This is a genomic window from Photobacterium sp. GB-36, from assembly GCF_003026135.1.
Lineage (GTDB): Bacteria > Pseudomonadota > Gammaproteobacteria > Enterobacterales > Vibrionaceae > Photobacterium.
Map to the genome: position 1 here is coordinate 16384 of NZ_PYNY01000002.1, position 25513 is coordinate 41896.

General features: G+C 42.2%; 21 protein-coding genes. 6 read left to right on the top strand and 15 right to left on the bottom strand.

All coding sequences use genetic code 11. The annotated features are described in order from the left end of the window. Nucleotides 1-320 precede the first annotated feature (320 nt). The 13 genes from C9J46_RS01835 to C9J46_RS01895 all read right to left on the bottom strand — a co-directional run bounded on the left by C9J46_RS01835 (nucleotide 321) and on the right by C9J46_RS01895 (nucleotide 14479). On the bottom strand, nucleotides 321-1763 hold the full coding sequence (locus tag C9J46_RS01835; RefSeq protein WP_107290474.1) for an NADH-quinone oxidoreductase subunit N: 1443 nt from the start codon (nucleotides 1761-1763) through the stop codon (nucleotides 321-323). Continuing rightward, complete coding sequence (locus C9J46_RS01840) at nucleotides 1750-3252, bottom strand: NuoM family protein (RefSeq protein WP_105059760.1); 1503 nt, start codon at nucleotides 3250-3252, stop codon at nucleotides 1750-1752. The genes C9J46_RS01835 and C9J46_RS01840 overlap by 14 nt, the downstream gene beginning before the upstream one ends. An 18-nt stretch (nucleotides 3253-3270) precedes the next feature. After that, nucleotides 3271-5151: an NADH-quinone oxidoreductase subunit L gene (gene nuoL, locus C9J46_RS01845; RefSeq protein ID WP_107290475.1), complete on the bottom strand. Its 1881-nt coding sequence runs from the start codon at nucleotides 5149-5151 to the stop codon at nucleotides 3271-3273. Further along, the gene (gene nuoK / locus C9J46_RS01850; protein ID WP_005368949.1) at nucleotides 5151-5474 is read right to left on the bottom strand and encodes an NADH-quinone oxidoreductase subunit NuoK; all 324 of its coding nucleotides are present in this window, start codon (nucleotides 5472-5474) and stop codon (nucleotides 5151-5153) included. Before nuoK ends, nuoL begins: the two co-directional genes overlap by 1 nt. Beyond that, on the bottom strand, nucleotides 5471-6004 hold the full coding sequence (locus C9J46_RS01855) for an NADH-quinone oxidoreductase subunit J (RefSeq protein WP_107262041.1): 534 nt from the start codon (nucleotides 6002-6004) through the stop codon (nucleotides 5471-5473). The genes nuoK and C9J46_RS01855 overlap by 4 nt, the downstream gene beginning before the upstream one ends. Before the next feature lie 14 nt (nucleotides 6005-6018). Further along, the gene (gene nuoI, locus C9J46_RS01860) at nucleotides 6019-6555 is read right to left on the bottom strand and encodes an NADH-quinone oxidoreductase subunit NuoI (protein WP_369750685.1); all 537 of its coding nucleotides are present in this window, start codon (nucleotides 6553-6555) and stop codon (nucleotides 6019-6021) included. Between the two features lie 22 nt (nucleotides 6556-6577). Further along, nucleotides 6578-7555 (bottom strand): NADH-quinone oxidoreductase subunit NuoH, encoded by a 978-nt coding sequence (nuoH, locus tag C9J46_RS01865; protein WP_045062688.1) that lies wholly within the window; start codon nucleotides 7553-7555, stop codon nucleotides 6578-6580. Continuing rightward, entirely contained in the window at nucleotides 7555-9921 is a 2367-nt protein-coding gene (nuoG, locus tag C9J46_RS01870) for an NADH-quinone oxidoreductase subunit NuoG (protein ID WP_107290476.1), read from the bottom strand. The genes nuoH and nuoG overlap by 1 nt, the downstream gene beginning before the upstream one ends. A 2-nt stretch (nucleotides 9922-9923) precedes the next feature. Further along, nucleotides 9924-11207, bottom strand: coding sequence for an NADH-quinone oxidoreductase subunit NuoF (nuoF, locus tag C9J46_RS01875; protein ID WP_107290477.1), 1284 nt, complete (start codon nucleotides 11205-11207; stop codon nucleotides 9924-9926). Beyond that, nucleotides 11207-11773 (bottom strand): NADH-quinone oxidoreductase subunit NuoE, encoded by a 567-nt coding sequence (gene nuoE / locus C9J46_RS01880; protein WP_107290478.1) that lies wholly within the window; start codon nucleotides 11771-11773, stop codon nucleotides 11207-11209. The genes nuoF and nuoE overlap by 1 nt, the downstream gene beginning before the upstream one ends. An 86-nt stretch (nucleotides 11774-11859) precedes the next feature. Further along, on the bottom strand, nucleotides 11860-13557 hold the full coding sequence (gene nuoD, locus C9J46_RS01885; RefSeq protein WP_107262033.1) for an NADH dehydrogenase (quinone) subunit D: 1698 nt from the start codon (nucleotides 13555-13557) through the stop codon (nucleotides 11860-11862). Next, entirely contained in the window at nucleotides 13557-14108 is a 552-nt protein-coding gene (locus C9J46_RS01890; RefSeq protein WP_107290479.1) for an NADH-quinone oxidoreductase subunit B, read from the bottom strand. The genes nuoD and C9J46_RS01890 overlap by 1 nt, the downstream gene beginning before the upstream one ends. After that, nucleotides 14105-14479: an NADH-quinone oxidoreductase subunit A gene (locus tag C9J46_RS01895; protein ID WP_006646494.1), complete on the bottom strand. Its 375-nt coding sequence runs from the start codon at nucleotides 14477-14479 to the stop codon at nucleotides 14105-14107. Before C9J46_RS01895 ends, C9J46_RS01890 begins: the two co-directional genes overlap by 4 nt. A gap of 1112 nt (nucleotides 14480-15591) precedes the next feature. On the opposite strand from C9J46_RS01895, the gene C9J46_RS01900 reads away from it, so the two are divergent. From C9J46_RS01900 to mnmH, 4 genes are all read left to right on the top strand, one after another. Beyond that, nucleotides 15592-17241: an APC family permease gene (locus C9J46_RS01900; protein WP_107290480.1), complete on the top strand. Its 1650-nt coding sequence runs from the start codon at nucleotides 15592-15594 to the stop codon at nucleotides 17239-17241. 126 nt (nucleotides 17242-17367) lie between these two features. Then, nucleotides 17368-17916, top strand: coding sequence for an NAD(P)H nitroreductase (locus C9J46_RS01905; protein ID WP_107206121.1), 549 nt, complete (start codon nucleotides 17368-17370; stop codon nucleotides 17914-17916). Between the two features lie 214 nt (nucleotides 17917-18130). Continuing rightward, the gene (gene selD / locus C9J46_RS01910) at nucleotides 18131-19165 is read left to right on the top strand and encodes a selenide, water dikinase SelD (RefSeq protein ID WP_107206122.1); all 1035 of its coding nucleotides are present in this window, start codon (nucleotides 18131-18133) and stop codon (nucleotides 19163-19165) included. After that, nucleotides 19165-20256 (top strand): tRNA 2-selenouridine(34) synthase MnmH, encoded by a 1092-nt coding sequence (gene mnmH / locus C9J46_RS01915; RefSeq protein WP_107259699.1) that lies wholly within the window; start codon nucleotides 19165-19167, stop codon nucleotides 20254-20256. Before selD ends, mnmH begins: the two co-directional genes overlap by 1 nt. Nucleotides 20257-20324: 68 nt before the next feature. Here mnmH and C9J46_RS01920 read toward each other — a convergent pair whose 3' ends face one another. Further along, the gene (locus tag C9J46_RS01920; protein ID WP_107206124.1) at nucleotides 20325-21104 is read right to left on the bottom strand and encodes a glucosaminidase domain-containing protein; all 780 of its coding nucleotides are present in this window, start codon (nucleotides 21102-21104) and stop codon (nucleotides 20325-20327) included. 166 nt (nucleotides 21105-21270) lie between these two features. Between C9J46_RS01920 and C9J46_RS01925 the strand changes: the two genes are divergently transcribed. Next, nucleotides 21271-23256 (top strand): DNA topoisomerase III, encoded by a 1986-nt coding sequence (locus C9J46_RS01925; protein WP_107290481.1) that lies wholly within the window; start codon nucleotides 21271-21273, stop codon nucleotides 23254-23256. Nucleotides 23257-23311: 55 nt separating this feature from the next. Here C9J46_RS01925 and C9J46_RS01930 read toward each other — a convergent pair whose 3' ends face one another. Next, nucleotides 23312-24931, bottom strand: a complete 1620-nt coding sequence (locus C9J46_RS01930) for a sensor domain-containing diguanylate cyclase (RefSeq protein ID WP_107290482.1) — start codon at nucleotides 24929-24931, stop codon at nucleotides 23312-23314. Between the two features lie 280 nt (nucleotides 24932-25211). Between C9J46_RS01930 and C9J46_RS01935 the strand changes: the two genes are divergently transcribed. After that, on the top strand, nucleotides 25212-25487 hold the full coding sequence (locus tag C9J46_RS01935) for a hypothetical protein (protein ID WP_107206127.1): 276 nt from the start codon (nucleotides 25212-25214) through the stop codon (nucleotides 25485-25487). The last annotated feature ends 26 nt before the right edge of the window (nucleotides 25488-25513 follow it).

A 25513-nucleotide genomic window follows, 5' to 3' on the forward strand; every position in this document is an offset into this window, starting at 1 on the left:
TAGGTCTTTTGATTATTTAATTTTTGGTTTTTATGACTTTTTATTTTTATGTTTCTTGTGTTTTTGATGTCATTTTTTACTTCTAAAGGAGGTTTTGATTTTTAATATCAAAAATCAACGTTAATTAGTTTTATATTCTGCTTGGCTAGATGAGATTTAATTTTTTGTTGATATAGCAGAGGATTGTACTTTTAGTGATGAGCTTTTTCGCAGGGATTTTGTGAGGGATAGGGCTAATTAAATGAGGAAAGTGTAGCTTGAAAGAAATAAAGAGAAGACATGAAGAACCTCGCTGCTTGTACAGCGAGGTTGCTCATTTGTTAAAACATATAAGTAAGCACTGCTTGAGCAAAGATGCCTAATGCGATAGTAGCAAAAGCACCGACACTGATCACCGCTGTTGAACCAAACTCTACGCTTTCAACATCCGCAGATTGGTTGTGGTGGTGATATTCCTCTTTAGCGAAAAAGGCCAGTAGGATACGAAGGTAGTAAAATACGGAGACTGCAGAAGCTAATGCAGCGAGTACAACCATGCCTAAATATCCGTTGCCAAGTACACTTGCGAACAGGAAGAACTTGGCAAAAAAGCCAGCAGTAGGGGGGACTCCCGCCAATGAAAGCACAGCAATCGCCATTGCAACACCAGCGAGTGGGTAACGTCGACCTAAACCGCGATAACCTTTTAATTCACCCGTTGGGTTATGTTTGTTTAACATTGCAATCACAGCAAACGCGACCAGATTCATCACGGCATAACTCAGCCCGTAATAAGCAGTAGCATGAACCGCTTCTGATAAAGAGGCGCTACTGTTCGGGATCACACTGGTTAGTGCCATGAGTGCGTAGCCGAAGTGGGCAACGGATGAATAAGCCAGAATACGTTTGATATTAGTTTGGCGGAAAGCCAATAGGTTACCAAACACAATGCTAAATAACACAAAGCCCCAAAGCACAAACGAGATTTGATCCCAAATAGGTTCAATCTGAATCACGAAGTGAATAACAAATGTCAGCATTGCAATTTTGGCGATACTACCAATAAATGCCATCACAGGCGCAGGTGAGGCTTGCAGTGTATCAGCCAGCCAGCTATGAAATGGTGCTAAAGCCAGTTCAAAGCATATGCCTACAAATAGCAACATAAAGCCGATCAATGCGACCATCGGCATCGCGTTAGCACTGGTGAGCGCTTTGGGTATTTCACTAATAACGATAGTGCCCGCACCAAAATAGATCAGTGCAATACCAAACATAAAGAATGCTGCAGCAACAGTGGCTGTGACAGCATACTTAAGCCCTCCTTCGATGGCTCCTTTACGTTGAGGGTTCCATGCGATGAGTGCAAACATTGGAATGGCAATGGTTTCCATTCCTAGGAATGCTGCTAACAAGTTACTTGCTGAGGCCAAGATAAATGTACCGAGTACAGCTATCAGTATCAGGGCGTAAAACTCTTCTGCAACATGCTTGTTGAGGGCTGGGTAGTTTTTAGCCAGTAATATGGTTGCCAGTCCTCCTGCTGCGAATAATTCAAAAGCAACGAGTGTGAAATGATCAATAACCACAAAGTATTCAATATTCGCACTGTGTCCGAATAAAGAAGCCACAGACAACATGGTCGCTAATAGCACCACAATCGATCCCATATAAGGGAGTTGTTGGTTGTTCTTACCCGGCAGAACACCTAACAGGAGGACACCTAAAGCACCTAGTCCTAGGATGGCAAAGGGTATTGCACTAATTAACTCATGAGATAACATTGATAACCCCTTCAATCAATGAATATGAACCCGAATGAATCGATGCCAGTGTTTTGGTTGATGACATCATAAGTTGCAGTAAATAGTTCGGCTCTAAGCCAACCCAGAACAATCCAATGACAATGATGGATGCTGTTAGCTTTTCTCGTGCTGTCAGATCGATTAATTTACGTTGTTCATTGTCGTCAGAGATTGGCCCTAAGAATGCCAGTCCATAGGCTCTTAAGAAGTAAACCACACCTAACACTATCGAGAATGCAGCCAAGCTTGTCCAAAGAGGTGAGACAGAGAAACTACCTGCGAGGAGTAATATCTCACCTGCAAAGTTACCTAAGCCTGGAATACCCACACTTGCTGCAACAATAAATAGTAGGAAGACGCCAATACCCGGGAGGACTTTATATAAGCCGCCCATTTCATCAAACTTACCGCTAAACCCGCGCGCTTGAAGCATACGTACAACGGCAAACAGACCTGCCACTGAAAGACCGTGAGCAATTAATTGGATCACTGCGCCATTCAATGCTTGAAGTTGCCATGCGAAAATCGCTAAGACCACTAAGTTCATGTGACTGATACTTGAGTAAGCAATCACATTACGGAGATCTTTTTGACGGAAAGCGAGTAGGGCGGCGTATAAGCTACCGATTGCACCCAGTGCCATACCGATATACATCATTTGGTGCATGGCTTCAGGGAAGATAGCTAAACAGAAACGCAAGATACCGTATGCGCCGACGTTAGCCATAACACCAGATAGCAGTAGTGATACCGCAGGTGCCCCTTCGCGGTAGGTGTCAGGCGCCCAAAAGTGAAATGGGAAACCTGGGATCTTAATTAAGAAAGCAATTAAGAATCCGCATACAACTGGAATAGCCAATTCCCCCGTAATTGGATGGGAAGCTAAGTAGAAGTAATCAAATGTCCATACACCTGTGTTGTTACCATTAATGATGTAAAGAGCAACAAGCGATACAAGCATTAATAAAGAGCCTGTGATGGTCACAAGAACAAATTTTAATGCTGCTTGCTTGGTATCTTTACCGCCCCAGAAACTCAACATGAAGTAAATGGGAATTAACATAAGTTCCCAAAATACGTAGAAGAGCATGAGATCAAGAGCAAGAAATGCCCCCATAATGCCACTGAGTGTTAATAGCATTAGTGGGCCAAAAGCCTGCCAACGATTCACTTGGTGCCAAGCAACAAGCATTGCAACGATGAACAAGGTACAGGTTAAACCAATCAGGCTTAAGCTGATCCCATCCATACTGACTAAATATTTAATGCCGAAGTCAGGGATCCAGTTGAGGCTTTCTGTCATGGAAAAACCATGAACTTGATGGGTGATAAATATCCAAGCTACTAACATTGACTCAATAATGAGTGTGGTTAATGTCATGGAGCGTGCAATAAATGGCAGCTTACGGCAACTTGAGCCGATAAGTAGTGCAGCTACCATGGGTAAGAAAATCAATAAACTAAGCATATATCAAACCTAAATAGCTCAAACCAAGTAAAAAAGCAGAAGAACAGAACCTGCAATCATCATAATGACATAACGAGAAAGCTGGCTGCCTTGTACATCACTAACGGCTTCGCCTGAGAGAGATAACATTGCCGCGATCCCTTTCACAATGGCCTGATTCAGCACCCATCGTTCAATAACCGTTTCTAGCAGCTTGGAAAGACCTTTGAAGCCACGAATAACCGTTAGTTTTGACAGGTCGTCGATATACCATGCTGAGTTCAGGAATTGACAATTACCGATGCCATGCCCCTGTTTAAGCTCTTGTTTTACTAAGATGTATGCAATCCATACCCCAGCAATAGCGACTAATGAGCCAACAACTTGCAGCATAAGACCTGCAGAGGTTGCAATCTCTGGCGCTGTACCTAGTTGACTGTCAATCCACGGGAGGAATAGGTGAGGGCCAAAAGACCATTCGTTAGGAAACTGCATCCAACCAATAGCGATCGAACCAACGGCTAAAATACCCGTTGAAACTTTCATCTGCCAAGGAAGACCATTATTTTTCAGGTAGCGAGGTTCACTAAATGCTGTACGGTTTTCACCATTGAAGACCATAAAGTACATACGGAAGCTGTAAATACTGGTAAATAATGCGCCCGCTAAACCAAGTGCACCCAGTAACCAACCTAAATAGCCTGTTTCCGTTGCTGCTATGATGGCATCTTTTGAGAAGAAGCTTGCAGTGATGACAGGCAGTGCGGCTAAACTTGCAGAGCCTGCTAGGTAAGTCCATTTAAGCCAAGGCAGTCGTTTGCCGAGACCGCCCATTTTGCGAATGTCATGATCGTGATTAAACATATCGATAATGACACCAGAGCTGATAAATAGCAGTGCTTTAAAACACGCATGAACAATGACGTGGAAAATAGCTAAATCATAAGCACCCACACCTAGCGCAGCAAACATATAGCCAATTTGGCTGATGGTTGAGTAGGCGAGAATACGTTTGATGTCGTTCTGCGCCAGCGCACATGTCGCGGCATAAAACGCCGTAAATGCACCCACAAGTGATACCCACCATGTGACATCAGGTACTAAATTAAAGAGCACATGATTACGTGCAATCAAGTACACCCCAGCTGTTACCATGGTTGCTGCGTGGATCAATGCCGATACCGTAGAAGGACCTGCCATTGATTCAGGAAGCCAAACATGGAACGGGAACTGGGCTGATTTCGCCATACCGCCGAACAAGAATAGAAGACAAATCGCGCCAATTAACCATAAGTTTATCGATTGCTGGCTGGCAATAGTATAGATCTCGTTAAGGTTAACGGTTTTGAACACGGTGAATGTCAGTAAGATACCAATCGCAAGTAAGGTATCGCCAATTCGTGTTACGACGAATGCTTTACGTCCTGAGTACACATTCTTTTCTTTGTTGTAGTAATGAGAAATCAGTCCGTATGAACATAGCCCCATGATTTCCCAACCTGTGTATAGCAGGATTAAATTATCCGCCATCACAAAGAACAACATCCCAGCAACAAATAGATTTAAATAGCAAAAGTAGCGTCTTTCACCAAAATCACGGCGCATGAAGGGAACGGAGAACAAGTGGATAAGAAATCCAACCCAGCTTGTCACTGTCATCATTACTAGCGAGAGGCGATCAACCGATAATCCAATGTTGACGTTCCAATCACCAACAGCCATCCACGTCCATAATTGCTGGTGGAAAGCTGGGTTAAAATCACTGGATAGCCATAGCATGCCTGTGAGTACAGCCGACACTAAGACCGAGAGTGAAGCGAGTATACCGCTTGCACGAGTCGGAAAGTGCTTGCCAAATAAGACAATTAAGGCGGCGCTGAAAAGCGGAGCGGCAGGAATTAACCATAACCATGTATTCATTACAGTTCTCCCTTACTAATTAATGTATTGCTAAGCTGGTTAAGTTTGTCGATACGGGTTGTTTTTAGGTGTTTGTACGACAACATGGCGAGCATCAAGACAACAGAAAGCTCACAGCCTGCTGCAATCATCAAAAAGATAGTAATGATTTGTCCTGTTGGATTTCCCCAATGTTGACCTGCTTCAACCGCGGCTAACGCAACGCCATTAAGCATGACTTCGATACCCATAAGTACGAACAACAGCTGTCGGCGAACAACAACAATGAGGAGGCCAATAATGAACATGGCAAAGGATAAAATTAAGATAGTCAGTGGACTCATGCGTGCTCCTCCACTTTATCATCAGTCTCTGAGTGGCGAACTTTCATTTGTGCCGCGAGATAAATCACAGCGACTAACGCACCAAGTAAGAGCGTTGATAGCGCTTCTATCGCGAGTTTGTAATGATTAAATAAATCCGCACCAACAGCTTTAGGACTGATGGTTTTGATCGTTTCAATTGTATAGAACTGATGACCGTGATGTAGAACGATGAAAGCCTCAACTAACATAACGGTTAGTAAGATCACCGGTAAAATGACAGTGCGATTGGCCGTGAGTGGGAAGGTGCGGCTTGCCGGACTCAACATAATGAAGAAGACAAACAACACCATGATTGCCCCGACGTACAAAATAATTTGTAACGCGGCAATAAACGGCGCACCCAATAAATAGAAAATAACAGCCAGTGCGAGTAGCGATGTGGTTAAATACACCGCACCATGCATCGGCTCTTTGACAAACAGTAAACTGATTGCCGCCAATAGCATGATGGCACTACTGGCATAGAAAATAATATTCCAAGTTAACATGAATGATGATGTCCTTATGGCAGCAGAGAGTACACATCGATTGGTGGTTTTTCATTTTCACCATCGCCGATAGCTTTACCTGTAATTGCTACACCTGCTTGCTTGTAGTAATTAAAGTCTGGGTGTTTACCTGTGCCATCAATGAGTAAGTCTTCTTTTTCATAAAGCAGCTTGTCACGAGAATATTTACCCATTTCAAAATCAGTGGTGCATTGAATCGATAGGGTTGGACATGCTTCTTCACACATCCCACAGAAAATGCAGCGACTGAAATCCAGTTCGAATGTTTTGGCATATCGCCGCTCATCTTCTCGCTCAGCACCTTGAATGGTGATTGCATTGGCAGGGCATACTGAAGAGCATAAATAACAAGCAACACAACGTTCATCACCGTCAGGATCGCGCGTTAATACAATGCGACCGCGCCAGCGTTCAGGTAAGTCTGGTTTTACCTCTGGATAACAAACCGTATCGCGTGGTGCCCAAACGTGCTTAATGGTTGCCGCAAAAGCCCCTGTGACCTCTTGTAAAATCTGTATAACTTTCATGATTGTCTCTCTCTAATGTTGGGGGCTACATCCAGAATGTACCGACAAGGGCGGTCACAATGATGTTGACGATGCCGATTGGAAGTAAGAATTTCCAACCGAATGCCATGAGCTGGTCGTAACGTGTTCGCGGTAAGCTGGCACGCATCCATACAAAGAAGAAAACTAACAGGAAGGTTTTCAATACAAACCATAAGACGCCAACAAGCGGATAGGCTTCAGCCCATGGTCCGTGCCATCCGCCGAGGTACAAGGTTGTTGCCATTGCACCAACGAGGATCACACCTAGGTATTCACCAAGGAAAAACATCGCAAAAGGCATACCGCCATATTCAGTATTAAAACCGGCATTAAGCTCGTTTTCGGCTTCAGGCATATCGAATGGCAAGCGGTGAGTTTCTGCAATACCTGCGATTAGGAATACAAGGAAGCCAACCGGTTGAAGGAGGATATACGGTGTCGTTTGTGCATCAACAATTTGCGTTAAGCTAAAGCTGCCAGCAAGCATAACCACACCCAATACCGCCATACCCATTGCTAATTCATAACTGATTAACTGAGCAATAGTACGAATTGCGCCAAGCATGGTGTATTTCGAGCTTGATGCCCATCCGCCTAAAAAGACTCCATAAGCGTGAATGGAGCTTAATCCCATCAAAAAGAGCAGACCGATGTTTAAGTCTGCTGCCCATGAGATATTTTTACCTATAGGCAGTAAGGCAAAGCTAACAAGAATCGATACCACGACAAGGATTGGTGCTAAAGCGTAGAGCTTTTTGTCGACAAACCCGGGCATGAAATATTCTTTTGTTAGCAGTTTTGCTGCATCACATAGTGCTTGGAATAACCCTAATGGACCTGCTCGGTTAGGGCCGTAACGGTCTTGCAACAAGGCTAGACAGCGACGTTCAAATAGAACGGTATAGCCTGCAACTAAAATCAAACCAAAGATAGTGATAACCATACCGACCAGAATAAAAATCCAGTACTGCAATGAATCCATTAGGCTTCTCCCATCATGATGACCGATGCACTACCAATAATGTTTTTGATTTCCTCCTTTTTATCAGCATCAATAAAAAGCTCAGAGGTGCGCTCAAGACACAATGGTGAAGCAATATCAGCCTGAAGTAGGCGCATATCTGCTTGATTTAAAGCAACCGTGAGGTCAGCAACTTGAGAGGAAATCACCGCATGGCGTACCAACTTCTGATCACCGCAAATAATCATTAATTGATCACCATTGCTAAGGTTTAGCGAGGCAGCCAGTTTGGGATTTATTGAAGCGGAAGATCCTGGCTTGAGAGAGCGGATTTCAGGCGCATGATCGGCAACATATCCTTCACCAAACCATTTACTCAGTGCAACTTGCGGCTGAGTACTTTGAATTGCTGGTGGATTTGTTTTCTGTTCAAGCGGTAATTCAGTGCACTTAAACTTGTCTTTTTCGATGATGATCCCGTCATCACCAGCTTGAGGTAGCGTCGGTGCGAGCTCAGTTAACCATTGCTCGATTGTCTCAGGTGATTTCATTAAGGTTTCAATCATGTCATGAGCGTCAATCGTGGCTGTTTTTCTCGCGAAAGCCTTGCTAAAACGCTGTAGTCTACCTTCATAGTTAATCGTCATACCGTCCCTTTCTGGCCATGCTGCGAGTGGCAATAAGGTGTCGCTTAAGTGTGCTGTTTTGGTTAAGACTTTATCGATCACAATCAATTGGTCTAGCTTGTCATGCAATGCATGCCAGTGTGGGTGATTGGTATTCAGCGGATCGCTGCCGACAACAACCAATGTCTTTATTTTGTCACTCTCTATTTGCGCCATCAGCTCAGCACATGAGTTTTCTTGTGCTGTTAATGCTGCATTAACAGAACCGGCACTCGGTAAAGCAATCGCCATTTTGGCTGTAGGTGCAAGTGACTCTGTAATGGTATTAAGTAGAGAGATATCTGCAGTGTTAAGCAGTTCAGCCACACCAATAATGACGGGTTTTTCCGCCTGTTTTAGTGCATTGGCAACATCTTTAATCCAGAGATCTTCCACAGCACCATCATGAACAGCTGTGTTAATTTGTGTTAAACAGTCTTGCCATTGGCTTGGTGCTAATGCTTTAACATGGCCTCGCTGAAGTTTATTCAAGGCTGTGACGAGGTGAGAAGGTGTTGCATGTAATACATACACATCTTTTTTAGCTTTGATAACTTGGCGTACCGCAAGATCAAGCATAGGCGCATGTTCAGTGAGCTCTCCTAACACGAAAACCGTATCTGATTGCTCTATATCTGATATAGAAGGCGCATTGTTATTCGCTGCTACAGCGGTTTTCGTCAAGGCTTCTTGTTGCGGTGAAATAAATGGTGAGAACGGCGCATTCATCTCTTTTGCAATAGCTTTAAGTGCCAAGTTAGTCGTGAGATCTTCTTCTACGGAACCTAAAATACCCACATGACCTTCAGCTCTAACAAGGGCTATTTTCAGTGCATCTAGAGGTGATGTTTTTACGACTTTACCTTGCTCTGATACGTATTTAGGTCTTGAGTGCGACTCGGTGCCATGAGACCCATAACGACCACGATCACAGATGAAATAAGGATTTACTTTTGATTCTTCGTTGTTAGGTTGAACGCGTCGTAGGGTTCCTTCACGTCCACCAACTTCGATATTACACCCCACACTACAACCAGAGCAGATTGAAGGCGCTTTTTCTAACATCCATGTACGGCTGTATTTACGGCGGTAAACCTTATCGGTAAAAACGCCGGTTGGACATACGCTGACTAAATTGCCTGAGAATGGACTATCGAATGCACCATCTTCTGTACGACGGAAAAGCACGTGATTGCTTGACCCCATTGCACCAAAATCATCACCAAGCGCATAGTCTTGATAAAAGCGTACGCAGCGATAACAGGTCACACAGCGGTTCATGGTTTGGTATACTAACGGACCTAGGAATTGATCCGGCATGGTACGTTTTTGTCCATCATAGTGGCGGTAAGCATGGCCGACACTGATGGTTGTGTCTTGAAGGTGACAGTCACCGCCTTCATCACAAACAGGGCAGTCATTGGGGTGGTTGGTCATATAAAACTCAACCACGGCTTTTTGGATTTGTTTTGCTTTTGGCGATTTAAAACGAAATTGCTGGCCATCTTGTGCTGGAATGCTACAAGTCATGACGGTACGCGGCTTTTCACCTTCTTTTTGTGGCACGGTTTCCATGGCACAAATACGACAAGAGCCTGCGGCACCTAATGCTGGGTGGTAGCAAAAATAAGGTGTATCGATCCCCGCTTTACGCGCAGCGTCTAACACATTCTGTCCTGGCTCAAATTCGACAGCTTTGTCATCTATATAGATAGTTCCCATGATCAACATGCCTCCGCAGTTAGCTGGTGGTTGTGAGTACAGCGTTGCCCTTCAATATGGGATTCAAAAACATGTTTGAAGTGTTTTAATCCAGTCATGATTGGCATCAGCGCCCCCGGTGCAAGCGCACAGAAAGTGTTGGGATAGATGGTTTCACAGAGCTCATGAAGCAGATCCAGATCTTTGGAGGTCGCTTCTCCTGTTTCAAATTTTTTCAATACATGCACGACATACGGCAAGCCATCACGGCAAGGTGTGCAGTAGCCACATGATTCTCTTGCGAAAAATTCTGTCAGGTTGATCATGAAGTCTATTGGACAAATCGCATCGTCCATCACAATGATCCCGCCAGTACCTAAACGTGAACCCACAGTCGCTGGGCCGTCCCAATCGAGGGGAACGTCGAGATGTTCAGGGAGCATGAATTGCGTTGAGGCACCACCTGGTAGAAAACCGACAAGCTCACGATCGTCAAGTAATCCGCCAGCGTGCTCGAAAATAAGCTCTCTAGCTGTAGTCCCTAATGGCAACTCAAAGAAGCCAGGCTTTTTGACCGGACCAGACACTTGGTAAATATGGCTTCCTGCGGCATCACCTTTACCTTGAGATTTGAACCACTCGGCACCTTTATGAACGATCCAAGGAATATGACAGATGGATTCCACATTGTTGACTATGGTTGGCTGTCCCCACAGACCTTTTACGATAGGGAAGGGCGGTTTAGAACGCGGGTTACCACGGTAGCCTTCAAGAGCATTGAGTAGGGCGGTTTCTTCACCACAGATATAGCGCCCAGCACTTAAGTGAACGTCAACATCAAGATCCCAGCCAGAGCCCATGACATTTTCACCCACAAGCCCAGCCGCTCGTGCTTCTTGTACTGCTTTCTCAAGTCCTTTTGCCCCTTCGCGATATTCTCCACGAATGAAAACAAATGCTTTGTCTGCACCAAGTATGTAACTACTTGCGATAACGCCTTCTAAAATAGTGTGCGGATCGCGATAAAGCACTTGTCTATCTTTAAACGAGCCCGGTTCTGATTCATCTAAATTCACGACTAAGTAAACGGGGTGACTAGCATCTTTTGCAAGGAAGCCCCATTTCACACCCGTTGGGAAACCACCACCACCACAGCCACGTAGACCAGATGCTTTAAGTTCTGCCAGTAAAGGCTCTCTTGGTTGACCAATAATGGCATTAAGGCTTTGGTAACCACCATTTTCACAGTACTCAGCAAAATTTAATGGTTTTGGATGATGAAAGTTACGTGAAAGTACTAAATCCATTACATCACCTCTTCATTGGGTTTTGCTGGCGCATCTTGAGGAGTCAGCATCGAAATAATGTTTTGGTAATCAGGCTTCTCTGATAGCTTGATCTCTTCTTCTGCTAATTCAGTTAAGATCATTCTCATGCGTTCAGGTGTTAGTTCACCTTCAACACGATCATCATTGATTAGAGCGGCTGGAGCGCGATCGCATAGTCCAAGACAAATACTGGGTAGAACGGTAATGCTGCCATCATTAGCGATCTCTCCTAATGCTTTACCTGTTGCATTTTCTGCCGCTTCTAGCACTTTTTTCGCACCTCGGGTATGGCAAGAAATGCTGTCACAGACACGCATGATATTGCGACCAACAGGACGTCGGCGCAAAAGCGTATAAAACGTAATAAGTTCATCTAACTGCGTTGTTGATAGGTCTGTAAGTTCACTAACAAGGTTGAGACTTGGTTTGGTGATATAGCCATATTTATCTTGCATAAAATAAAGACAATAGATGGCACCGGCTCTTTTTTCTGGGTAATGAGCAATATGCTCTTCCAGATGAGCTCTTTCTTGATCTGTTAACATGATTTCCTCACATTGCGGACTTTATTTATGACGAGCGACATTCGCTTATTCGTCTCAACATCTACATGGGATGTTGTTTTTATTGTTTAGCGATCAATATCAGCGAGTACGTAATCGATAGAGCCGATTAAACAGATGATATTGCTCAATAAGTCGCCTTTAGAAACGGCTTTAACGGATTGGAAATGTGTAAATGAAGGTGTGCGGATTCGGACACGGTAAGGGCACCCAGTTCCATTACTGATGGTGTGGTAGCTTGTGACCCCTTTAGCGGTTTCCGTTGCGTAAAAGGTTTCAGCAACCGGGAAATTAAAGCCTCTGCCGGTATCAACAAAACTGTGGATCAGGGTTTCGATATCACGTAATGCATTTTGCTTTCGCGGAAAACCAAAGTTAGGCGCATTGTCAGCAAGGATAGGACCTTCAGGCATACGTGCCGCCGCTTGTCGAATGATCTTCAAGCTCTCAACCACTTCTTGCACACGGAGAACGGTACGGGTGTAGGCATCACCATCTTGGCCAACAGGAACGTCAAAGTCGTAATCTTCGTAACCCATATAAGGGAAATCTTTACGCATATCGAAGTTAATGCCTGTCGCACGCAAGTTTGGTCCTGTTAAGCCCCAATCAAGTGCCATTGACTGACTGTAAACCGCAATGTTTTGTGTCCGTACTTTGAAGATCATTGAGTGGGTCATTAACTTTTCAAGATCGGGGACAAGCTGTTCGATACCTTGGCAAGCATGTTCAACTTTTTCTTTCCAGCCATCAGGTAAATCTTGAGAAACACCACCAATTCTGAAGAACGCAGGGTGCATACGACCGCCACAGATCAACTCGATAACATCGAAGATTTTTTCACGCTCGGTGAAAGCATAAAAAGCGGGAGCCATACCCCCTAGGTTATGCGTGATACTGCCAAACCATACAAGATGGCTCGAAATTCGGAATAATTCGCATAACATAATCCGCATGGTCTTGGCACGTTCGGGAACTTCAATCCCAGTCATTGCTTCAAGCCCTAGTAAGTAGGGCAGTTCACCCGCTACACCACCTAAGTAATCGATACGATCGGTATAAGGGATGTAGTTATGAAAAGTATGACGCTCGGCAATTTTCTCTGCCCCGCGATGGTGGAAGCCAATTTCTTGATCCAAGTCTTCAATGAACTCGCCTTTCATTTTAACTTTTAGACGGATAACGCCATCGGTACCGGGGTGGTTGGGACCGATGTTTAATACCATGCTGCCATCGTCTTGCTTACCTTGAATATCATAGGACTTCATAACATCATCAAAGTCAGGTCCTGCAAGATCGAAAGGTTCATCCATTAAGGTGGCACGACAAGGATAAGACTTACGCAGTGGGTGACCTTTCCAGAAATCAAAAGTTAAGATACGACGTAGATCGGGGTGATCAGTGAATTTAATCCCGAACATGTCATAGACTTCACGCTCATACCAATTCGCGTTAGGCCAAAGTCCAACCACGCTAGGTACTTCAATGGTGTCATTAGCAATGTGTGTGCGAATGGAAATAAATTGCTTATTTTTCACACTCAGCAGGTAATAAAACACACTGAGTCCGCCACCACGTTCACATTCATCAATTGCTGAAAGGTCGAACAGCATTTCAAATTGTGAAGAAGCCGCATTTTTTAGGAAGTGCAAGGTATCGATAAGGTGTTCTTTTTTTATCTCGAAACTTTCACAACCAATGATTTCGTGGTTTGGCGCTTTAGCACCGAAACGCTCAATGAGTATTTGACGATCGTTATTATTCATTATTCGACCCTCAAACCGAGTGGTTTACGGTTTTTACTTAGCACAGATACTGGGTTAGCTTGAACGTGCTCTTGAAGCATGATCAAACCCTCGAGTAGGGCGTCTGGACGAGGTGGGCAACCAGGGACATAGACGTCAACAGGAAGAATTTTATCGACGCCTTGTACAACACTGTAAATGTCATACATACCACCCGAGTTTGAACAAGATCCCATTGAAATAACCCATTTAGGCTCAAGCATTTGATCATAAATATGCTTCATTAACGGTGCCATTTTCACAAAGCAGGTACCAGCTGTGATAAGTACATCGCTTTGGCGTGGCGAGCCACGAAGTACTTCAGAACCAAACCTTGCCATGTCATAGCGAGGCGTCGCTGCTGTCATCATTTCAACGAAACAGCAAGATGTCCCAAAGTTGTAAGGCCAGAGCGAATGCTTCCGGCTGTAGGAAATAAGTTCATCAACTTTACCAACAATATTGGTAATGATGTTGTTGCCTTTTTCATTCGAGGAATTACCGACGTTAACGGTTTGAATTATATCGCTCATGACTCATACACTCCGATTTGAAAGACACCTTTACGTATCATGTAAATGAACCCTAAAAGTAAAATCACCAAAAAGGTGACGCCAGCAATGACACCCGGTATACCGAGTTGCCAATAGTCGACTCCCCATGCAAAAAGGATTGCGGCTTCTAATTCAAAAATGAGAAACGCAACAGCGATGAGGTAATAACTAATAGAAAAGTTATGCTTTGTTGTTCCAGAGGGTAAAAGCCCACACTCGAAAGGCTGTTCTTTATCAAAACGACGACCAAATCCACCTATAGACTTACTAATAAATAAAATGGAAGCGATCACCGCAAAGACGAGAAGGCTGAAGACACCGATCATGATTCCTGGGTTGAAATCACTCATTTGCACTCCTTGTCGAATTTGATGTATTAGCCGTCAAGCACACTTGAAAAGCCAAGGTGCTGACAACGTGAGCTTACATCTCATTCGTACTTCAACATTACTTTCAAAAGAGCTTAATTTAATTGGTCGTTAAACTAGCCCTGTCGTTATTTTTTATAGGTCGCATACTTAGTCACTATTTCTTATTTGATCATTGTTAAAAATAAACAAATAAATGCAACCAATTGAACCTAACAGTTACTTTCTGAACAAGTACTTAACAAAAAAATGCAAAATCTTTTCATTTTTGAAATAAAAAAAATCGATTTTAATTAATGATTTTTTTATAAAAATATTAAAGTTAATATATTCATTGATTTATATTTAATTAAGTAAAAAATAAAACCTATATAATTACTCCATTTCACTGAATATAAAACATTGTTTGTTTTAAAAAATTAAAGATACATATTGGATGAATGATTTATTTTTATATTGAATAAAAGTAAGGGTGATAAATATACCCATCGCTAATTGATATAAAAAACACTTAGAAATATTCCATGTTTTTAAATGAAACGTGTAAATATATTTACTTAAAGATGTGGTATAGATCTTAAAAATGCGTAGTGCAATTAATGGTGTTTCAAAGTAAATGATGGGTTTTTGCTTTTATCTTTATGTTTTTAAAGTGGGTTTTTTATTTTCTTGGTGGTGGTAAGAAAAGAGAATTGTTCTGTTTTGATGATATTAATCAGATGTGGCGAATAAACATTAAAATAAGATATAAAAAAGTGAAAATATAAATGTGAAATTTACGCCCATTCCAAATATATTCAATACTCAGAGAATAAAATAGAAATTTTTAGTTGGTACTGTCGTGTTAGTAAAAGGCTGTCGTTATTGACCTACGACTTTATGAAATGATAAAAAATATAGGAATCGCTAAAAACATATAAGTAAACGCTTCTGCTTAGTTACCTCTGCTACAGCATTATTAATATTACAACTACAAAACCACTTTTTATTAATGTTAATTTTTTGAATTTTCACTTTGGATAGCATTGTCTGCTTTTAGTTCTAATAAGAGCAGTTTGTAAAGTCAGTATTAATAACAGGAAGGATAACTATAAATGAATAATAATTTAGAGCTAAAGCCTAAAAGGAAGATGGGCTTAGTATCGTTAACCATGACAGGTATTGGCTCGATAATTGGTTCGGGGTGGCTTTTTGGCGCCTATCACGCGGCAAAAATTGCGGGACCTGCCTCACTCGTCTCATGGGTGATAGGCGGTATAGCTGTGTTGGTTGTCGCGTTGACATATACCGAGGTCGCAACCTTGTTCCCTAAATCTGGTGGTCCTGTTCGATTTTTAGAGCTGACTCATGGATCCATTGTTGGCTATATGGCGGCTTGGGCTACTTGGCTTTCAATTGTGACCGTTATTCCTATTGAAGCTGAAGCCTCGGTACAGTACATGCATTCTTGGCAGTGGGAATGGGCTAAACCTATTACATCAACAATATTTAATGCTCAAACCCAAAGTTTGTCGTTCGTTGGGTTACTTATTGCGGCGGGATTAATGCTGATTTACTTTCTACTTAATTACTGGAGTGTCAGTTTATTTAGTAAATCTCAGACCAGTATTACGATCTTTAAAATAGCGATCCCAATTTTCAGTGTCGCTTCGATTGTCGCGGCAGGCTTTCATCCGCAAAACTTTACCGCTGTTAATCATTCCTTTGCGCCCTATGGATGGGCTGGATCATTAACGGCCGTAGCAACAGCAGGTATCGTCTTTGCTTATAATGGCTTCCAAAGCCCGATGCACTTTGCTGGAGAATCTAAAAATCCTGGTAAAGATTTACCAAGAGCAATCATTCTGACGCTTATCATCGCTGTATTTTTGTATTTAGGGTTACAAGCCGCTTTCATTGGTGGTGTTGAACCATCGGAGCTTGCTGTAAAAGGTTGGAGTTTGGATTTCTCATCACCATTTGCTCAATTAGCGATAGCACTAAACCTTAACCTTGTTGTGATGTTGCTTTATGTTGATGCTTTTGTTTCTCCGTCTGGAACTGGTATTACCTATATGGGGACAACAACGCGGATGCTATTTGCGATGAGTGAGTATGGCCACCTACCAAAATCGTGGTCAAAATTACACCCGAAATATCATATTCCCCGTGCAGCATTGTGGGTGAATTTATTTGTTGGCTTTATTTTCTTATACCTATTCCGAGGCTGGGGACAATTAGCTGGGATTATTTCTGCGGCAACGGTTGTCACCTACATTGTAGGTCCGATGGCGGCGATGTCACTGAGAAAGCTTGCTCCAGATGCTGAACGTCCTGTTCGTTTAAAAGCGTTACAAATCATTGCACCATTAGGTTTTGCTATCTCATCTGAAGTGCTTTATTGGTCTCGTTGGCCGTTGACGGGCAAAGTGATCTTTATCCTACTGCTAGGGTTTGTGATTTATGCTTACTTTCAAAATAAACGCGGTTGGAAAAATATTAAACAACACATGAAGTCGAGTGCTTGGTTACTGGGTTATTTTGTCACTATGGTTGTACTTTCGTTTATTGGCAGTGATCAATTTGGTGGGATCAATATTATTCCATTTGGTTATGATATGGCTGTTGTTGCTCTAGTCAGTTTATTTTTCTTTTACTGGGGAGTTAATTCAGCGTGGTTAACACCAAAATTAGAGCATGAGTTAGCGCAATTGGAAGTGAAATCTGAGCCAGCAAAAGAGCTATTGGTTAAGCACTCTATCTGATATTGCTGCGATAGCCCTCTATATTTAGACAGGTTATGAATATGCTAAAAATAAAGGGGTAGAACCTTAATCTCTTGTAGTGTCCATGATACATTTAAAAAATAACTATTTTCATTTGAGGTTGTCATGGACGCGTTATCACTGTTACTCAATCGTCGCTCTATTCCTAAACTTGTTGAACCTGCACCTGAAGGTGAAGCATTGGATAATATCTTTCGAGCGGGTCTGCGTGCCCCCGATCACGGTGGTTTAATGCCATGGCGTTTTATTGTCTCTCAAGGTGATGGATTACAACGTCTTGCTGATATTTTAGTTTCAGCGGCTAAAGCTGATGATCTCGAAGAGTTTGTGATTGAAAAAGCATCTAAAGCTCCATTTCGTGCACCCATGGTCATTACGGTTGTCAGTAAGGTAACAGAAGGGCATAAAGTCCCTGTGATTGAGCAACATTTATCAGCAGGTTGTGCGGTACAAGCGATGCAGATGGCGGCGGTAGCACAAGGCTTCTCTGGATTTTGGCGCACAGGTTCATGGGCTTATCATCCCGTTGTACGTGAAGCATTAGGCGTACAAGGTGAAGATATGATCGTGGGCTTTTTATATTTAGGTTCGGCGAATTGCCGTGAAGCTAAACTGCATGAGCGTGACTTAAACCAGTTCGTTGAATATCTTTAACGCTAAAGCATTTCAAAACTATATTTTAAAGAGGTGATACCTATTCGGTGAACAATACCGTGAGGGGTATCACCTTTTTTAGCTCAGATTGATTGTTTTTAACGCTATTTTTGATTTATATCAATGGAAAAATAGCATGATATTCGCTCTAAAGATGACAGGTGTTAGGGGCAGGAGTAGAATCCCTGACTCTTTCCCTTTTTTGGAGCGTGTCATGGAAAATGTTCGCCTAACTCAATACAGTCACGGTGCCGGATGTGGTTGTAAAATTTCTCCCCAAGTTCTCGACACCATTTTACGCACCCAGTTAGCCCCATTCTCAGATCCTAACCTTTTGGTGGGTAATGAAAGTAAAGATGATGCTGCCGTTTATGATTTAGGTAATGGTACAGCAGTGATAAGTACTACCGACTTCTTCATGCCAATCGTTGACGACCCATTTGATTTCGGTCGTATTGCCGCAACGAATGCGATCAGCGATGTGTACGCGATGGGTGGTAAGCCTATTATGGCGATTGCTATTTTAGGTTGGCCTGTCAATATCTTAGCCCCTGAAATTGCGCAACAAGTCATTGAAGGCGGTCGCTCTGTATGTCGTGAAGCAGGGATCTCACTTGCTGGCGGTCACTCTATTGATGCCCCTGAGCCAATTTTTGGTCTTGCTGTTACAGGTATTGTTGATACTGCTCGTGTGAAGCGTAATGACAGTGCTGAAGCAGGCTGTAAGCTGTATATCACTAAGCCATTGGGTATTGGTGTATTAACAACAGCAGAAAAGAAATCTAAGTTGGCTGATGAGCACCAAGGATTAGCACGCGATTGGATGTGCAAATTAAATAAACCGGGCGCAGATTTTGCTGACGTTGCGGGTGTTAAAGCCCTAACGGATGTCACAGGTTTTGGCTTAATGGGTCACTTAACAGAGATCTGTGAAGGCAGCAATTTAAAAGCAAAGCTGTGGTTTGATAAAGTGCCCACATTGCCTGGTGTGTATGAGTACATTGAGCAAGGTTGTGTACCAGGTGGTACTGAGCGTAACTTTATGAGTTATGGCGATAAACTTGGTGAAATGACCGATCAGCAAAAAGCAGTATTATGCGATCCACAAACATCGGGTGGCTTACTATTAGCAGCAACACCTGATTGTGAAGCTGAATTAATTGAAATTGCGAAAAAATACGACATTTTGCTGGAAGCGATTGGTGAGTTAGAGCCGATGGATGGCGATACCTTAATCGAGGTTTGCTAATGCAACGTCCCAATTGCGAAGATTTTCGCAGTCTGTTTGTTAATGATACACCGTTAATGGATATGCGTGCGCCGGTTGAGTTTACTCAAGGCGCATTTCCTACTTCTGTTAGTCGTCCTTTGATGACGGATGATGAACGTGCAGCAGTAGGTACATGTTATAAAAATCAAGGCCAACAAGCAGCGATTAAACTGGGTCATGAATTAGTCCATGGCGAAGTAAAAGCAGCACGTGTTGCCCAGTGGAAAGCGTTTTGTGAAGCGAATCCTAGCGGGTATTTATATTGTTTTCGTGGTGGATTACGTTCACAAATCACCCAACAGTGGCTTAAAGAAGCGGGGATTGATTTTCCTTTTATTACTGGTGGTTATAAAGCGCTTCGCCGTTATTTAATCGATACCATTGATGATATCGCACAAAAGCCTACTGTGATTGTGGCGGGTAATACGGGGAATGGTAAAACCATTATGGTCAATGAGCTTACGAATGGTATTGATCTTGAAGGTGCAGCCCATCACCGTGGTTCATCATTTGGTCGGTTTGTTACCCCACAGCGTACGCAAATCGCTTTTGAAAACGATTTAGCGGTACAAATGCTAAAAAAACACGATCGTGGTGTGACACAGTTTATCTATGAAGATGAAAGTAAGAGTATTGGCTGCGTGATGGTGCCATTATCGCTTCAAGCTGCGATGAAACAAGCATCCATCGCCGTTATTGAAGATCCAATAGATGTCCGCTTAGGCCGTTTATTGGATGACTATGTGATTACCATGCAACATGATTATGTTGCCCATTACGGTGAAGAGCAAGGCTGGATCTTGTTTGAAGAATACCTTGAAAAAGGCATGTTTAATATTCGTAAGCGTTTAGGTCTAGAGCGTTATCAAGAAATACTCGATGCGCAGAAACATGCGATTAACGTGATGCAATCAACGGGATCTGTGTCAGATCATGATGGCTGGTTAGTGCCTTTACTTGAACAATATTATGATCCAATGTACACCTATCAGTTAAGTAAAAAGGCAGAACGTATTGTTTTTCGTGGTGATTATCAAACAGTAAAAGCGTGGTTTGAAGCGCAATCATAATGTGATTGAGAACATGAAATAGAAGCTGATCAGTTAATGCCATCATTAACGATCAGCTTTTTTAATATCTATGAAGAAGACGTGGTTGGAATAAGATCTTTATTTGAGTTTATTAGGTCTAATAAGCGTTGGATGTATTGATGCCCAATTTGCGAATATTCGAGTAAGCCATGAACTAATGCTTGTGCGGTGATCGGTTTATTATCCTGTTGCAGTTTTGCACGAATATTACGCAGTTCACTATAAGCATCATTAGTATTGATGTTATTAAAATAAGATTCTACTGCTGCATGGATAGAAGGAAAACTTTTCACTTCATGATAATGTTCAAGATCAATATCTAATGGCGGAATACCGCACCCTTCGGTAAAGCACCATTCGCCAAAATAACTATTTCCTTTTTCAGCAAAGCGTGATGTTCCCCATGATGATTCTAATGCGGCCTGTGCGAGGACTAATTGTGTAGGTATAACATTAACGCGCTTTAATAATTCTGTTAGCCATTGCTGGGTAATTGTTTTTTTTGGTAATGGCAGATCATATTGCTGACTAAGCGTTGTAATCAAGTCGTTATCTAAATCTATCTTGGCTGGATCTTTACTCAGGAGTTCTAGTTGTTGACGATCTTCTAAGATCTGGTGATTAGTTTCTTCAACAAACGGATATAGATAGTCAAAGAAGGCTTTCTTTTTTTCGTCAATGTTGAGGAAGGCACCAAAGTTTGGTTTATCGGGATGGCTGAAATCATTATGTTCAATAAAATCATGCAATGAGTCTCTCCCAACCCAGAGCAAGCCAAGTAGCAATACAACAGCGAATACGGGGGTCAATGTTTTTAAATTAAGCATTTATCTCTCTTATGAATCGACTGTTCAGTATTGATTAAGACGCATTTTATCACATCTAAGAAACAAAATTAGGCGTTGCCAACTGGTTTTATATCCAGTATTTCTTGCTGCACTGCGCTGTTTTAGGTACAGTTTCAGCATTATTCACTGTCATATAAAGATTTTGATGAGCCGTTTATATATTGCAGAAAAGCCAAGTTTAGGTCGGGCGATTGCCGCAGTGCTTCCTCGACCTCATAAAAATAATAATGGTTATATCGAAGTCGGTAATGGCGATATTGTTACGTGGTGTATTGGACATCTACTTGAACAAGTCGAGCCTGATGCTTATAACGAGCGCTATAAAAAGTGGAATTTAAATGATTTACCCATCATTCCTGAAAAATGGCAGCTTATTCCACGTAAAGCGGCGAAACAGCAATTAGCGGTAATTAAAAAGTTAGCTAAATCGGCTTCAGAAATTGTCCATGCTGGCGATCCTGATCGTGAAGGGCAATTGCTGGTGGATGAGGTGATAGATTACGCTAAATTACCTACGACAAAGAAAAAGACCGCATTACGGTTACTTATTTCTGATCTTAACCCAGCCGCAGTTAAAAAAGCGTTATCTTCTATGCGCAGTAATCATGATTTTGTACCATTGTCGGTATCAGCCTTAGCTCGCTCTAGGGCTGATTGGCTTTATGGTATGAACATGACTCGAGCTTATACTTTACTTGGGCAAAAAGGGGGGTATCGGGGGGTATTGTCTGTTGGGCGAGTACAAACACCGATTTTAGGTTTAGTGGTGCGTCGTGATGATGAGATCGCTAATTTTATTCCTAAGCCTTTTTATGATGTGTTTGCACTTATTCCTTATGCAGAGCAAGAGATTCAGGCGCGATGGCTACCAAGTAAAGCTTGCGAGCCTTATCAAGATGAAGAGGGAAGAATACTCAGTCGGCAGCTTTGTGAAAATGTGGTGAGTCGTATAAAAGGACAAGCCGCGGAAGTCACCGAATCTGAGCGTAAAGAAACCAAGCAAGCGGCGCCTTTACCTTACTCTTTATCAGCATTACAAATTGATGCTGCTAAACGCTATGGTATGAGTGCGGCAGATGTTTTAAGTATCTGTCAGTCGTTATATGAAAAGCATAAAGTGATCACTTACCCACGTTCTGATAGTCGCTATTTACCTAACGATCATTTCAAGCAAGCTGGTGAGGTTTGTGGTGCTATTGCCAATACAGACAATAGCCTATCGAATGCGGTTTCTGGCGCAAATACAGCATTAAAGTCCAAAGCATGGAATGATAAAAAAGTGGATGCTCACCATGCAATTATCCCTACGCCAAAAACGGTGAACCCACAAAGCTTAAGTTCCAGTGAAGCGAAGATCTATCAGCTAGTAGCAAGACAATATTTGATGCAATTTTACCCAGCAGCGATTTATGCGGAAGCGAAGTTAGTCTTTACTATCGCTAACGGGCAGTTTGTAGCAAAAGGACGTCAACTAATGGATGCGGGCTGGCGGGTATTATTAGGGCGAGATGATAAAGGTGATGATAACGATCTGGCTGATAAAGTGCCGCCGTTGACAAAAGGTACGGTATTAACTTGTCGAGATGGTGTAATAAAAGACAAAATGACGGAGCCACCCAAAGCGTTTACGGAAGCGACCTTATTGCAAGCAATGACGGGGATTGCTCGCTTTGTTTCTGATCCATCGTTAAAGAAAATTTTACGTGATACCGATGGTTTAGGCACTGAAGCGACACGTGCTGGGATTTTAGAAATTTTATTTAAGCGTCAGCTATTACATCGACAAGGTAAAACCATTCATGCAACCGAGGCAGGGAGAGGCTTGATTTATGCCTTGCCGAATGAAGCAACCTATCCTGATATGACAGCGCATTGGGAACATCAACTACAGGATATGGCAGATAAAAAATATGCTTATCAACCCTTTATGGGCGCACTAGAGGTACAGATAACAGCCCTGATGGAAAAAGTAAAAGTCTCCGATATTCCACAAAGCTTACGCGATCTAAAGTCACCCGAATGGAGTAAGGGGGGAGCGAAGCGTCGATACTCAAAGAAAACGACAAGTGCAAAATCTTCATCTAATACTGCAGGTAAAACAACGCGAAAACGAAAGCCAAAAGAAAAATAGAAGATACAGAGGACACAAAGTGGTTACGTTATTGAGTCGCCACTTTGTATTGAAACTAGAGTAAGAGTCTGTAACAGTTTCGCCCTTCATCTTTTGCGCGGTACAAGGCCTTATCAGCAGTATTAAATAGCATTTTATAACTACTGCCTTGAGTCGGTACCATAGAGCTCACACCAATACTGAGGGTGACTATCGGATTTTTTTTCGTTTCTGACTCTTCATTCTGCGGGAAAGGCAATGCCATTTCATTCATTGTGGTTAAGATCTTTTTCGCAGAAAAAACAGCGGCTTTACTGTCTTGACCTGGAAGTAATAAAACAAACTCTTCACCACCGAAACGAGCAAATAACGCCCCTGCTCGTCTTTCAATATCAGCTAGCCCGTGAGCTATTTTCTTTAAGCAGAGGTCACCGGCGTCATGGCCTAAATGATCGTTATATTGCTTGAAGTGGTCAATATCCATGATTAATAAAGAAATAGGCAACTGATGTCTTTCAGCTCGACGCCATTCATCTGCAATCGATTTATCAAATACGCGACGATTAGCGATATTGGTTAATGGATCAAGACGAGAAATTTTTTCCAGCATCTTATTAACGTTATTAAGCTCTTCAGTACGGGTAAGTACGCGCTTTTCGAGATCTCTATTGAGCCGTTTGAGACGATCTTCAGCCTGATGACGAACGAGATGCTGCGAAATGATAAACCCGTATTGTTTTAATAACTGGTGGTGATAAGTACGGAAAGGGCGACCTGTTAACAGATTATCGCAAGCAATCCAACCTATTGGGGTATCTTCATCCCATAAGGCAATATAGGCGCTCCAGCCAAAGCCAACCTGCTTTAAATCGTGATAAAGCGGGGTGTTTTCTTGAACCGCGAGGTATTCTTTTTCTTCAAGTGTTCGTGTTGCGTACCATTGTTTTGGGATCACTGACTCAAAATAATATTCATCTATAGTATTACCAGCAATATCAGTACCATAGGTACCATGCATGCGGTATTCTTTATCAAATAGAAAGACTGCCATACGATCGATTTCGAGTTGTTTTTTTCCTTCATCAACGGCAATAAAGAGCATTTCTTTGATTGATTTTGTTCGCCATAGCATGAAAGAAATACTATGCATAGCTTGGAGTTGCTCAAGTAGTAGATCTTGTTCGTATTGGCTGTTTCTTAATTCTTGCTCTACATGTCGGCGAGAGCTATTTTCAGTTTTAATTGTTGGCGATAAAAGGTTGGCATCAATTTCAGTGGCAAGGAGTGTACACAATTGACTAAATACCCCAATATCTACTTTCACGGCATGAGGAAAATCTATAATTAGCCAGCCGATACGTTGTTCACGACGTTGTAGTGGCAGCCACACTCGATGAAAATCAGAATTAGAAGTAGTGAAAGGTTGTGTGCTGTTTTGCCCTAAAAGTGATTGGTAAATATCGGCATGTGTTTCTTCTGAAATGACAACAGGTGGAAAACTATACTGGATACCGGCTTCATTCTGTTGCACGAGAGACTGCCAATGTCCTTTATAAGCCACAATAAGCTGGCAATGATGGACGTTAAAAAACTCCATAAGATTACGGCAAGTTAGTTCACATATGGTACGTAAGCTATGCGCATTCCCCCATTGCTTTGTAATGTTTTGATAAAAAAGATCAACGTGCTTCTTCATTAAAGGATATATTCCAATTGAGCCTAATTCATTTTTAATATTATTTTTAATATTTATAACAGTTTATATTTTAACGATTCATTGATAAATAGGCGCGATATAACCCACAAAATTGTACTGTTATTGAAATTAAGCGTTAAAAATGCGATCAGATCGAGGCTTAAACTGTCTTTTTATTTAGACATGAAAAAGTGATTTTCACCACTATACTTATGTGAAATGCAATTATATTTATAGTGAATAATTGTGAAGTGTAAACAATATTAGGTGAGTGTTAATAATGAAGTCTTACCCACTTTTCTTTTATGTTTGTTTATATTTTATATTAACGGGATGCACGACAAGTCGTCATCAACAGCTTTCTGAGTTAGGTTTTACACGCCCTTATCTTGATGGTTATCAAGATGGGTGTCACAGCAGAAAGCTTGATGAAATGATGCATAGAGAGGGGTTTAGACGTGATCCTGAACGAATGGCAAAGCAAGGTAAGTATTTTAATGGTTGGCAAGATGGATTTAACCATTGTTATAGTGATGCAAGGGATGATTACCACTGATAAATAAAAAGCAGCGATTAATTAAC